The organism is Vandammella animalimorsus, from assembly GCF_002285265.1.
GTDB lineage: Bacteria > Pseudomonadota > Gammaproteobacteria > Burkholderiales > Burkholderiaceae_C > Lampropedia.
The window spans coordinates 249,727-261,614 of the sequence record NZ_NSJB01000002.1 but is presented as its reverse complement, the minus strand read 5'-3'; the positions used below and the strand labels follow the sequence as shown (position 1 = coordinate 261,614).

Below are 11,888 nucleotides of genomic sequence, written 5' to 3'. Positions count from 1 at the left end.
GTCCACCCCACACCACCTGTTGCAGCAGCGAGCGCCCATGAGCATCCAATGGTTTCCCGGCCACATGCACCTGACCCGTAAGGCCATTGGCGAGCGGGTCAAGACCATCGACGTGGTCATCGAGATGGTCGATGCGCGGCTGCCGGCCTCCAGCGCCAACCCCATGCTGCGCGAGCTGCTGCAGCACAAGCCCAACCTCAAAGTGCTCAACAAGGCCGACCTGGCCGACCCTGAGCGCACGCAGCAATGGCTGCAGTGGTATGGCCAGCAACAGCAGACCCGCGCCGTGGCCATGGACAGCCACCACAGCGCGCCGGCGCGCGCGCTGATTGAGGCCTGCCAGGCGCTGGCGCCTGGGCGCGGCAGCATGGACAAGCCCATGCGCGTGCTGATTTGCGGCATCCCCAACGTGGGCAAATCCACGCTCATCAACACCATGGTGGGCAAGCGCGCGGCCAAGGCCGCCAACGAGCCGGGCGTGACGCGGCGCGAGCAGCGCTTTGCCCTGCAAGACGGCTTTTACCTGTTCGACACCCCTGGCGTGCTGTGGCCGCGCATCATCGTGGCGCAAAGCGGCTACAACCTGGCGGCGGCCGGCTCCATTGGGCGCAACGCCTTTGACGATGAGCTGGTGGCGCTGGAGCTGCTGGCCTACCTGCAACGCCATTACGCCGCGCTGCTGCTGGCGCGCTACGCCGTTGCGCCCAGCGCCGATGCGCTGGCCCAGCTGCCCGACCACGCGCTGTTGGAGGCCATCGGCCGCCAGCGCGGCGCCTTGCTGCCCGGCGGGCGCGTCAACGCGCAGAAAACGGCCGAAATCATCCTGCAGGACTTTCGCAGCGGCGCCATCGGCCGCGTGACCATCGAGACGCCCGCCGAATTCCAAGCCTGGCAGGCCACGGGCGAGCGCCTGGACGCCGAGCGCCAGCTGCGCAAGGAACAGGCCGAGCAGCAACGCCAGCAAAGCAAACGCCGCCGGCGCTGATCCGGCGGCAGGCGGCGGCGTGGCCAGCTGCGCAAAAAAGCACGCTACAATGCGCGCTTGGCCGGTTTAGCTCAGCTGGTAGAGCACCCGCCTTGTAAGCGGTAGGTCGTCAGTTCGAATCCGACAACCGGCACCAAACCACAAGCCCACATGCCACGCATGTGGGCTTTTTCTTTGCCTGTGCGGCGGTGTGGGTGCACTGAATGCGGCTGCGGCGCTGCGCGTCAAGGGGGCAGCCCCTGGCATGGGTAGGGCCAGCCGCGCACGGGCCATGCCTGGCCTGGCATCGCTTCCATAAAATACGCAGGCCCTGGGCTTTGCACCGTTTGCGAACTCCCCCACTCACATTGCGGCGCTTGTGCCGCTTTTCGTTTGTCCCCACGCACTTTGTTCGACTCTGGCCATGACACCGGTTTCTCCGCCCGATGATGAGGACGGCCAAGGGCCCGTGTCCAAAGGGCCCGTGTCCTTGCTGGGGCGGGCGATGGCCAGGCTGCCGCGCCCCGGCCCGCTGGCCTTGCTGCCTGCCTGGTTGCGCAAGGCGCAGGCGCCGCGCAGGCAGCATGCCGGCGCGGCGCTGGATTCGCTCGCATCGCAAAGCCCGTCGCTGCTGCAGGACATGCCCGATGCCAGCGGCCCGGATGCGGGCCACCACATCGTGCATGGCGTGGCCGGCTCGGGCAAGACCAGCATGTTGCGCGCCCACCTGGGCTATCTGGTGCAGCAGTACGCGGCGCGTGGCATCCATGAGCCGATCCTGGTGCTGTGCTACAACGAGCCGCTGGCAGTCTGGCTGCAGTATGAGCTCATGCGCCAGGGCCTGTCGCCGCAGCAGGTGGTGGTGCGGCATTTCCACCGCTGGTGCCGCGAGCAGCTGATTGCCTATCACCTGGAGCTGCCGCCGCGCAGCATGCCGGCCTCGGCGCAGATCAAGAACATCGTCGAGCGCGTGCTGCGCGCGCTCTCCAATGGCGCCATTCCGGCTGGGCAGTATGCGGCGGTGCTGGTCGATGAGGCGCACGATTTTCCGGCCAGCTGGCTGAGCGTGCTCACGCATCTGCCCACGCCGGCGACCAATCACCTGGTGCTGTATTTCGACGACACGCAAAGCATCCTCAAGCGCAAGCGCACCGGGCTGGTGCAGCTGCACCTGCATGGCATCGAGGCGCGCCAGGTGCAGCAGCTGACGCTGAACCAGCGCAACCCCGAGCCCATTTTCAATGCCGCGCTGCACATGGCCGGCACGCTGGCCGCGCCCATTGAGGCCGGGCCGCAGGGCATTCCGCGCCTGAAGCCGCGCAGCAGCGGGCGCTCGGGCGATTCGGTGCTGTTGTTCCCGGCCCCCAGCCTGCGCGCCCAGGGGCGCAAGGCGGCCGAGCTGCTGCTGCAGGCGCGCCGCGAGGCGGGCATCGCCTGGGGGCAGATGGCGGTGCTGTGCGACAACCGCTTCCAGCTCGATGTGTGCCACGGCGCGCTGCGCTACCAGCACATCCCGCACCAGATGCGCCGCGGCACGGGCGAGTTCGACCCAGCGGCCGATACGGTCAAGCTCATGAGCCTGCAGGCCTGTGCCGGGCTGGAGTTCGAGCTGGTGGTGATCGTCGATTCGGGCGAGGTGCCGGCCAACCAGGAAGGCATGGAGGACCGCCAGCGGCGCCTCTACATCGCCGCCACCCGGGCCAAGCGCAGGCTGTACGTGGTCAGCCTGCAGGCCGCAGCGGCGGCGGCCTGAGCTTGTGGATCGTATCCCCCGCACAAGCGTGGGGGGCACAGGCGCGGGGCGTGCGCAGACGCTCAATGCTCCCAGATCACATCCTCTTGCGCGCTGGCGGCGGCGGCCAGCAGTTGCAGCAGCGGCAGGGCGCGGTGGCGCAGCGCCACGCGGTCTTGCGGCTGCTCGTCATCGGGCGCGGGCGCTGCCTGCTCGGCCTGGGGCGCGTCGCTGCCGGCGGCTTCCTCCTGGGCGATGGCGCGCTCGATGGCCTGCTGGGCGGCGGGGATCTGCGCCAGCGTGATGATGCCGGTGGCGGCATCGTCCTTGCCGATGATCTTCAGCAGGCGCTTGGCATCGGCGTCCAGATACTGCAGCGGGGCGCTGGAGCGGGCAATGAAACGGTACATGGGTGCGGTTCTCCGTCAATCCATCAAGTGACGGCCAGGGCGCAATGCCAGGGCCGTGGGCGGGCCAGCTTATCACTGGCCGGGGCCCTGCAGCCAGGCCAGCCACAGCGGCAGGCTGATCAGGGCCAGCAGGGTTTGCGTGGTGATGAGCGTGGCCATCAGGCGCGCATCGCCGCCCATTTGCCGCGCCATGATGTAGGCATTGGGGGCCGTGGGCAGCGCCGCGTAAAAGCACGCCGCCAGTGTGCTGGCGGCGCTGGCCTGCAGGGCCTGGCAGGCCAGCCAGGTGATGGCCGGCAGCGCCAGCAGCTTGGCCATGTTGGTGCTGGCCACGGCCCAGGGCCGTGCGCCCTGCAGGCGAAAGTCCAGCCCGCCGCCCACGCACACCAGCCCCAGCGCCATGGCGGCATTGCCCAGAAACAGCAAGGTCTGGGCCGCTGCCTGTGGCAGTGGCCAGCCGCCGGCGTTGTAGAGCAGGCCGGCCAGCGTGGCCAGGATGATGGGGTTGCGCAGCAGGCCGGCGGCAATGCGCCGGGCCGTGGTGCGCTGCCCGCTCCACCAGGTCAGCGCGACGATGGCCACCACATTCACGGCGGGCAGCGCGATGGCCAGCGCCAGCATCACCAGCGCGGCCACATCGGCCGGGAAGACGAAGCCCGCCACCGCCAGGCCGAAATAGGTGCTGGGCCGGATGGCGCCCTGCACCACCGAGGAGCGCGCCGCATCGGGCAGTTGCCGCGCCAGGCGCAGGCCCAGCAGGCACAGCAGCAGCACCAGCGCGCTGGGGCCCAGCACCAGCAGCGCCAGCTGTTGCACGGCCTGCCAGTGCAGCTCCAGCTGTGCGGTGCGCAATAGCAGCAGCGCCGGGAAGGCCACGTAAAAGCTGAACCACTCCAGCGCCGGAAACAGCGCCGCCGGCGTTTGCGGCAGCCGCCGCAGCAGCACGCCCAGCGCCAGGATGAGAAAGACCGGGGCAATGTGGCCGAGCATGATGACAGCGCCTTCGGTGCCCGCTGCCCGCTTCAGGCCGCCGCCGCGGCCAGCAGCACCACCGCCTGGGCCTGCATGGCCTGGCCCTGGCCCACGGGGCCGAGCTTCTCGGCCGTCTTGGCCTTGATGTTGACCTGCGCCGCCTGCAGGCCCAGCGCGGCGGCGATGTGCTGGCGCATGGCCTCGATGTGCGGCGCCAGCTTGGGGGCCTGGGCGATGATGGTGCTGTCGATGTTGACGATGCGCCAGCCCTGCTGCTGCACGCGGCGGTAGGCCTCTTGCAGCAACACGGTCGAGTCCGCGCCGCGGAAGGCCGGGTCGGTGTCCGGGAAGTGCCGGCCGATGTCGCCCAGGCCCGCGCCGCCCAGCAGCGCGTCGGTCAGCGCGTGCAGCAGCACGTCCGCGTCGGAGTGGCCCAGCAGGCCCTTGCTGTGGGCGATGGGCACGCCGCCGAGGATCAGCGCGCGGCCCGGCACCAGGGCGTGGGTGTCCCAGCCCTGGCCGATGCGCAAGGCGGGCAGGGCCGGCGGCAAGGGCGCAGGCGTGGCGTTGGCGGCGTTGGTGTTGTCGGCGCTGTTGGCGGGGCTGGCGGTGGGCGTGGATGGGGCGTTCATGGGCAGGGTGCGGGGGGCTGGCTGACGGCTTGGGCGGCTAGGGCTGCACGGCGGCGGGTGCGGCGGGCGCGGCGATCGTTGTGGTCGCTGTGATCGCGGCGGGGCCGGCCTGCTCTTGCTGGCGCGCGCGCAGCAGGGCCTCGGCCAGGGCAAAGTCCTCGGGGTAGGTGATCTTGATGTTGTGCGCGCTGGAGGGCACCAGCAGCGGCTGCTGGCCCAGGGCCTCGATGGCGCTGGCCTCGTCGGTGATGGCGTCCAGATCGGGGCGCGCCAGCGCCTGGCCGAGCAGTTGCAGGCGAAACAGCTGCGGCGTCTGCGCCAGCCATTTGCCGCTGCGCGGCACGGTCTGCGCGCTGCGCGCTGCGCCGGCCTGGGCCATGTCGGCTGGCGCCTGGGCCTGTTGCTTGAGGGTATCGGGCAGCGGCAGGGCCAGCAGGCCGCCGACGGCATCGCCCAGGCAGGCATCGAGCAGGCGCTGCACCAGCGCGGGCGTGAGCAGGCAGCGCGCCGCATCGTGCACCAGCACCCAGTCCTGCGGCTGCGCGCCGTAGGCCTGTTGCAGCACGGCCAGGCCGTTGCGCACCGATTCGGCGCGGCTGGCGCCGCCCACGGCATGGGCCTGCACGCGCGGCAGGGCGTGCTCGGACAGTTGCTCAAACTGCGTATCGCCCGGCGCGATGACCACGGCAATGCGCTCGATGGCGGGCACCTGCAGCAGGGCCTGCAGCGTGTGCGCCAGCAGGCTTTGGCCCAGCAGGCGGCGGTATTGCTTGGCCTGCGGCGCGGCATGTGGCGTCTGGCCCGGGGCGCCGGCGCTGGCGCGCTGGCCGATGCCGGCGCTGGGCACCAGGGCCCAGATGCGGCTGGCGTTGGTGCTTGGCGTAGCTGTGGTGGCGGGCGATGGCGGGGCGGCGGGCGGCATGGGCGCGATTGTAGGAAGCTGTTTGCGGTCTCTGCGCGAGGGCAGATCGGCCGCTTACTTGGGGGCGGCAGCCTTGCGGGCGAACTCCTCGCGCAGCGCGCGCAGCTTGGCGCGCGGGTCTTCGCGGGCGGTGCCGGGCTCGAGCTGCATCTCGGCGATGAAGCGGCTGGGCTGGGCGGGCACCCAGTCGCGCCCTTTCTTGCGCCGCCGCGCCCAGCTCACGGCCAGGGTGCGCTGCGCGCGGGTGATGCCCACGTACATCAGGCGGCGCTCTTCTTCCAGGCGGCGCGGGTCGGCGGGGCTGTCCTCGCCTTGCTGGAAGGGCAGCACGCCTTCGTTGACGCCGGCCATGACCACGTGCGGCCACTCCAGGCCCTTGGCGGCGTGCAGCGTGGAGAGGGTGACGACGTTTTGCTCCTTTTCCTGCTCGGTCAGGGTCGAGAGCAGGGCGATGGTCTGGGCCACTTCGAGCAGGCTTTTGGCCGGGCTGGCCAGGCCGCCAGCGCCGCTGGCCATGTCCGGCGCGTCCAGCTCGCCGCCGGCGCGCTGGGCCATCCAGTCGCAAAATTCCTGCACATTGGCCCAGCGGCTGGCGGCGGCGGCGGGGGTGTCGGATTGGTCCAGCAGGTAGTTCTCGAAGCGGATTTCCTCCAGCCAGTCGCGCAGGAACTGGCGCGCGGCCTCGCGCCCGACGGCGTGGCGCGCGCGGTATTGCAGCTCGCCGAGCTGGCGGCCGAACTCCTGCAGGCCGCCCAGCGCGCGCGCGCTGATGCGCGCGGGCAGCATGGGGTTGAACAGCGCCTCGTGCAGGCTGGTCTTGATCTGCCCGGCGAACTCGCCCAGCTGCGCCAGGCTTTGGTGGCCGATGCCGCGGCGCGGCGCGGTGATGGCGCGCACGAAGGCCGGGTCGTCGTCCTCGTTGCTCCAGAGCCGGAACCAGGCGCACAGGTCCTTGATTTCGGCGCGGTCGAAAAAGCTGGTGCCGCCCGAGACCTTGTAGGGGATGCTGGCCTTGCGCAGCGCCTTCTCCAGCGGCTTGGCCTGGTGGTTGGCGCGGTAGAGGATGGCGAAGTCGCGCCACTCGGGCAGGGGGTTGGCCGCGCGCAGGCTTTGCAGCCGCGCGACGATGCGCTCGGCCTCGTGCTCCTCGGAGTCGCAGTCGATCACGCGCACGGGTTCGCCCTCGCCCAGCTCGGAGTACAGCGTCTTGGGAAACAGCTTGGGGTTGGGGCCGATGACGTGGTTGGCCGCGCGCAGGATGGCGCTGGTGGAGCGGTAGTTCTGCTCCAGCTTGATGACGCACAGCGCGGGAAAGTCCACCGGCAGTTTCTTCAGATTCTCCAGCGTGGCGCCGCGCCAGCCGTAGATGGACTGGTCGTCGTCGCCCACGGCGGTGAAGTGCCCGCGCTGGCCCACCAGCAGCTTGAGCAGCTCGTACTGCGTGGCGTTGGTGTCCTGGTATTCGTCCACCAGCACGTGGCCCAGGCGCGTCTGCCATTTCTCGCGCACTTGCGGGTGCTGGCGCAGCAGCGCCAGCGGCAGGCCCACCAGGTCGTCAAAGTCCACGCTCTGGTAGGCGCTCAGGCGCTCCTGGTAGCGCGCCATGACGGCGGCGGCCACTTTCTCGGCCTCGTCCTGCGCGGCCTGCTGGGCCTGCTCGGCGTTCAGGCCCTCGTTCTTCCAGCGGCTGATGGTCCATTGCCACTGGCGCGCCAGCGCGCTGTCGGTGGTGCCGCCGCATTCCTTGAGGATGGACAGCACGTCGTCGCTGTCGAGGATGCTGAACTGCGGCTTGAGCCCCAGCAGCGCGCCGTCCTCGCGCACCATGCGCACGCCCAGCGCGTGGAAGGTGCAGATCAGCACCTCGCGCGCGGCCTTGCCGATCAGGCCACGGGCGCGCTCGCGCATCTCGGCGGCGGCCTTGTTGGTGAAGGTGATGGCGGCAATGCGGCTGGGCGCCAGCCCGCTTTGGATCAGGTGGGCGATCTTGTGCGTGATGACGCGCGTCTTGCCCGAGCCCGCGCCGGCCAGCACCAGCGAAGGCCCGTGGATGTGGTGCACGGCCTGGGTTTGGGCAAGATTGAGTCCAGCAGACATGGGGCAGGTTTTGGCAACAAAGGCGTGGCCGCAGGTGCGGCACACGCAAAGGGCCGCCATGATAGCGGCCCGCACCGCCCGCCCACGGGGGCGGCAGCGCTGGGTCTGAAGGCCATGCCGCGCGGCCAGGCCGTTCCCCGATATATTCGCGCCCATCATTCGCGCCCATTGCCCCGACGGCCCTCTTCCTGCCCCGCCTGCCCGTGCTCCAAAGCTCCGACTCCACCGCACCCATCGCCCCCGGCATCGTCAGCCTGCACAGCAACCGCACCGAGGCGCTGGCCCAGGCCCTGGCGGCCTGGATGCGCCAGCATCCGCTGCAGGCGCTGGAGCAGGAGGTGGTGCTGGTGCAAAGCCAGGGCATGGGCGAATGGCTGAAGATGGCGCTGGCGCGCGAGCTGGGCATCAGCGCCGCCGTGCAGATGGAGCTGCCCAGCCGCTTTGCCTGGCGCATGTACCGGCGCATCCTGGGCCCGCAGCAGGTGCCGCAGCACACGCCGCTGGACAAGGCCGACATGCTCTGGCGGCTGATGCGCATCCTGCCGGCGCTGCTGGGCCAGGCGTGCGCGCCGCATGCCGAGCCCCCCGCCGAACCCCTTGCCGAGCCCGCCGACGAGCCGATCTGGCAGCCGCTGCGCCAAAGCCTGCAGGCCGCGCAGCGGGCGCTGGCCGGCCAGGCGCAGGAGGGCGACGATGGTGGCCTTGCCGCGCCGCCCGCGCCGGAGCTGGCCCAGCACGCGCTGTACCAGCTGGCCTTGCGCATTGCCGATTTGTTCGACCAGTACCAGGTCTACCGGCCCGATTGGCTGCAGGACTGGGCCCAGGGGCGCGAGCAGCTGGCCCCCTTCCTGGGCGGCCAGGCCCAGCAGCCGCTGCCGCCCGCGCAGCGTTGGCAAGCAGCGCTGTGGCACGCGCTGCTGCACAGCCTGGATGCGGCCCAGCAGCAGGTCATCCGCCCGCGCCTGCACCAGCGCGCGCTGGCGCAATTGGCGCAGGGCAGCCCGGCCCAGCCGCTGCCGCGCCGCATCATGCTCTTTGGCGCATCGCACCTGCATGTGCCAGTGCTGGAGCTGCTCACCGCCCTGGGCCGGCATGCCCAGGTGCTGCTGGCCGTGCCCAACCCCTGCCAGATGTACTGGAGCGATGCCGTGCCAGGGCGCGAGCTGTTTGCCCGCCTGCTGCGCCAGAGGGCAGACCAGCGCAGGCCAGAGCAGCAACTGGCGGCCATTGAGCTCAGCGCCATGCACGCCCATGCCAACCCGTTGCTGACCACCTGGGGCCGGCAGGTGCGCGATTTCGTGCGCCTGCTCGAACACTACGAACAGCAGGCCCTGGCGCAGCAGCAGGGCCAGGGCCTGCCGCGCATCGACCTCTACGACACCGAGGCCGATACCGAAGCTGGCGCAGAGGTTGGAGCAGAGGTTGGCACAGAAGCCGCCCCCAGCATGCTGCGCCAGGTGCAAGAGCACATCCGCGACCTGCTGCCATTGAGCGAGCCGCTGCGCACTGCGGCGCTGGCGCCGCAGGACCGCAGCATCTGCTTTCAGATCGCGCACAGCCCGGTGCGCGAGCTGGAGGCCCTGCACACCCATTTGCTCGAACTCATGCTGCCCGGCGGCGCGGCACCGGGCGATGTGCCGGATGCCGCCGGCCAGGGCCAACCGCCCGTGGCGCCGCGCGAGATCGTCGTCATGGTGCCCGACATCGCCCAGTACGCGCCCCTGATCCGCGCCGTATTCGGCCAATACGGCCCGCAGGATGCGCGCCACATCCCCTTTGCCATTGCCGACCTGGGCGCGCAGGCCGTCAGCCCGCTGGTGCAGGCCGTAGAGTGGCTGTCGCAACTGCCGCAGCAGCGCGCGAGCCTGTCGCAGCTCAGCGACCTGCTGGCCGTGCCGGCCGTGGCGCAGCGTCTGGGCCTGGACGATGAAGGCGTGGCCACGCTGCAGGCCTGGATGCAGGGCAGCGGCATCCGCTGGGGGCTGGACGGGGCACACCGCCAGCAGCTCGGGCTGGCGCACATGGGCGTGCAAAACAGCGCCTGGTTTGGCCTGCAGCGCATGCTGCTGGGCTATGCCAGCCAGCAAGGCTGGGGGGGCCTTGCGCCCTATGAGGAAATCGGCGGCCTGGCCGCCGGCCACGTGGGCGCGCTGGCCCATCTGGTGCAGCGCCTGCAGCACTGGCAGCATGAACTGGGCCACAGCGCCACGCCGCTGCAATGGGGCCAGCGCTGGCGCGCGCTGCTGGCCGACTTCTTCCAGCCCGCCAGCGAAGCCGACCAGGCCGCGCTGCAACTGCTGGAGCAGGCGCTGCAGCAATGGCTGGACGCCTGCCTGCAGGCCGGCTGCGAACAGCCGCTGGCGCTGCCCGTGGCGCGCCACGCCTGGCTGGCGCGGCTGCAGGGGCCCGAGCCGCAGCAGCGCTTTCACGCCGGCGGCGTGACCTTCTGCACCCTGCTGCCCATGCGCGCCATCCCGTTTCGCATCGTCTGCCTGCTGGGCATGGACGAAGGCGTGTACCCGCGCCGCGCCACGCCCAACGCCATGGACCTGATGCGCCTGCCCGGCCAGCAGCGCCCGGGCGACCGCAGCCGCACGCAGGACGATCGCCAGCTCATGCTGGAGGCGCTGCTCTCGGCGCGCCAGCAACTGCTCATCAGCTGGGTCGGCAAAAGCGTGCGCGACAACACCCCGCGCCCGCCCTCGGTGCTGGTGGCGCAGCTGCGCGACTACCTCAGCGCCCGCTGGAGCGCCCAGGCCGTGGCCGAGCGCACCACCGAACACCCGCTGCAGCCCTTCAACCCGCGCTACTTTCTGCAGCCACCCCCCAGCCAGGCGCAAGACCAGCCTCAGCCCCAGTCCCAGGCCCAGGCCGATCAGCCGCTGCCCAGCTGGGCCTGGGAATGGCACCCCCAGCCCGCAGCGCAGCCGCAGGCCGAGGACCTGGGCCTGCGCCTGCTGCAAGCCCAGGGCGGCCCGCCTGCTGCGCCGACTACAGCGCCGATCACAGCGCCGGTCGCCACGCCGGCAGTCACTGCGCGCCCCTGGTCGGTGGCCGAGCTGGCGGCCATCTGGCGACACCCCGTGCCGCAGTGGTTTGCCATCCGGCTGCAAACCCGCTTTGCGCCGCTGGACGAACGGGCCGACGATTGCGAGCCGCTGGCCATCGACGGCCTGCAGCGCTGGCACATCTTCGAGCACCTGCTGCAGCGGCTGCGGCCCCTGATCGAGCAGGCCCCGCCCCCCCAGCCCGAGGCACTGCAGCAGGCGCTGCTGCACGAGTTGGAGCGCATCCAGCGCCAGGGCGACATGCCGCTGGGCGCCTGGGCCGAGCAACTGCAACAGCAATGGCTGGCGCAATGGCAATGGCTGCTGCAGGCCTGGCAAGCCAGCGTGCGCGACTGGCCCCAGGCCCAGACCCCGGCGCCGCGCCTGCGCTGGCCGCCCGAGCCAGCCGGGCCAGCACAGCCGCAGCAGCAGCCCTGGATCGAGGACTGGGCACCGCCCTGGCGCCGCAATGCCGCTGGCGATGCGCTGGTGCTGCACGTGCAGCCCGGCCAGCTGCAAACCTCATCGGGCGACCTGCTCCTGCACCTCCTGCTGCGGCCCTGGCTGCAATCGTGCCTGTTGGCCGCCTGTGCGCCCGATGCGCCCGGCGCGAGCGCCCCAGGCGATTCAACCGATGCCAAGGCAGGCGGGCGCGGCCCGGCCATGCGGGTGCTGGCGCTGGATGGCGTGCTGGACATCGCCCCCATCCCCGCCGGCCAGGCCCAGGCCTGGCTGAACGACGTGCTGGCCATGGCCGCGCAAGCCCTGGCGGGGCCGCAGCCCCTGCCGCTGGATTTCGATACCGCCCTGGCCTGGTGGAATGCGCTGCACAAGGCCCAAAGCCAGTCAGCGCCCGAGCCCGAAGCCCAGCGCGCCGCGCGCAGCGCCGCCCGCCAGGCCTACGACGGCGGCCACCAGCGCACCGGCTCGGCCCAACGCCAGCCGGCCCTGGCCCGCGTCTGGCCCGACTTTGCCGCGCTGCAGGCCAGCGGCGCCTTTGAAAGCTGGGCCAGGCAATGGCTGCAGCCGCTGCATGATTGGCTGGAGCAATACGTGCAAGTGCACTGGGCGCAAGAGGAGCAGGGCGCAGAAAGCTCTGCCTGAGAACCTGT

8 protein-coding genes and 1 tRNA gene are annotated in these 11,888 nt (G+C 71.0%); 4 read left to right on the top strand and 5 right to left on the bottom strand.

Annotation, left to right across the window (positions count from 1 at the left end; translation table 11 throughout):
* Window positions 1-37 precede the first annotated feature (37 nt).
* From ylqF to CK625_RS05550, 3 genes are all read left to right on the top strand, one after another.
* Window positions 38-985, top strand: coding sequence for a ribosome biogenesis GTPase YlqF (ylqF, locus tag CK625_RS05560; protein WP_095539422.1), 948 nt, complete (start codon window positions 38-40; stop codon window positions 983-985).
* A gap of 60 nt (window positions 986-1,045) precedes the next feature.
* Window positions 1,046-1,121, top strand: a tRNA-Thr gene (locus CK625_RS05555).
* A 267-nt stretch (window positions 1,122-1,388) separates the two neighbouring features.
* Window positions 1,389-2,717: a 3'-5' exonuclease gene (locus CK625_RS05550; RefSeq protein ID WP_143326189.1), complete on the top strand. Its 1,329-nt coding sequence runs from the start codon at window positions 1,389-1,391 to the stop codon at window positions 2,715-2,717.
* 62 nt (window positions 2,718-2,779) lie between these two features.
* On the opposite strand, the gene CK625_RS05545 is transcribed toward CK625_RS05550, so the two are convergent.
* The 5 genes from CK625_RS05545 to CK625_RS05525 all read right to left on the bottom strand — a co-directional run bounded on the left by CK625_RS05545 (window position 2,780) and on the right by CK625_RS05525 (window position 7,729).
* Window positions 2,780-3,106: a DUF1840 family protein gene (locus CK625_RS05545; protein ID WP_095539300.1), complete on the bottom strand. Its 327-nt coding sequence runs from the start codon at window positions 3,104-3,106 to the stop codon at window positions 2,780-2,782.
* A gap of 72 nt (window positions 3,107-3,178) precedes the next feature.
* Window positions 3,179-4,096, bottom strand: coding sequence for an AEC family transporter (locus tag CK625_RS13890; RefSeq protein ID WP_095539299.1), 918 nt, complete (start codon window positions 4,094-4,096; stop codon window positions 3,179-3,181).
* 32 nt (window positions 4,097-4,128) lie between these two features.
* Window positions 4,129-4,710 (bottom strand): 2-C-methyl-D-erythritol 2,4-cyclodiphosphate synthase, encoded by a 582-nt coding sequence (ispF, locus tag CK625_RS05535; protein ID WP_095539298.1) that lies wholly within the window; start codon window positions 4,708-4,710, stop codon window positions 4,129-4,131.
* Window positions 4,711-4,747: 37 nt separating this feature from the next.
* Window positions 4,748-5,632 carry a 2-C-methyl-D-erythritol 4-phosphate cytidylyltransferase gene (gene ispD / locus CK625_RS05530; RefSeq protein WP_095539297.1) on the bottom strand — a complete coding sequence of 295 codons (885 nt, stop codon included), beginning with the start codon at window positions 5,630-5,632 and terminating at the stop codon, window positions 4,748-4,750.
* A 54-nt stretch (window positions 5,633-5,686) separates the two neighbouring features.
* Window positions 5,687-7,729 carry an ATP-dependent helicase gene (locus CK625_RS05525; RefSeq protein ID WP_095539421.1) on the bottom strand — a complete coding sequence of 681 codons (2,043 nt, stop codon included), beginning with the start codon at window positions 7,727-7,729 and terminating at the stop codon, window positions 5,687-5,689.
* A gap of 203 nt (window positions 7,730-7,932) precedes the next feature.
* On the opposite strand from CK625_RS05525, the gene recC reads away from it, so the two are divergent.
* Window positions 7,933-11,880: an exodeoxyribonuclease V subunit gamma gene (recC, locus tag CK625_RS05520; protein ID WP_172425096.1), complete on the top strand. Its 3,948-nt coding sequence runs from the start codon at window positions 7,933-7,935 to the stop codon at window positions 11,878-11,880.
* Window positions 11,881-11,888: the final 8 nt, after the last annotated feature.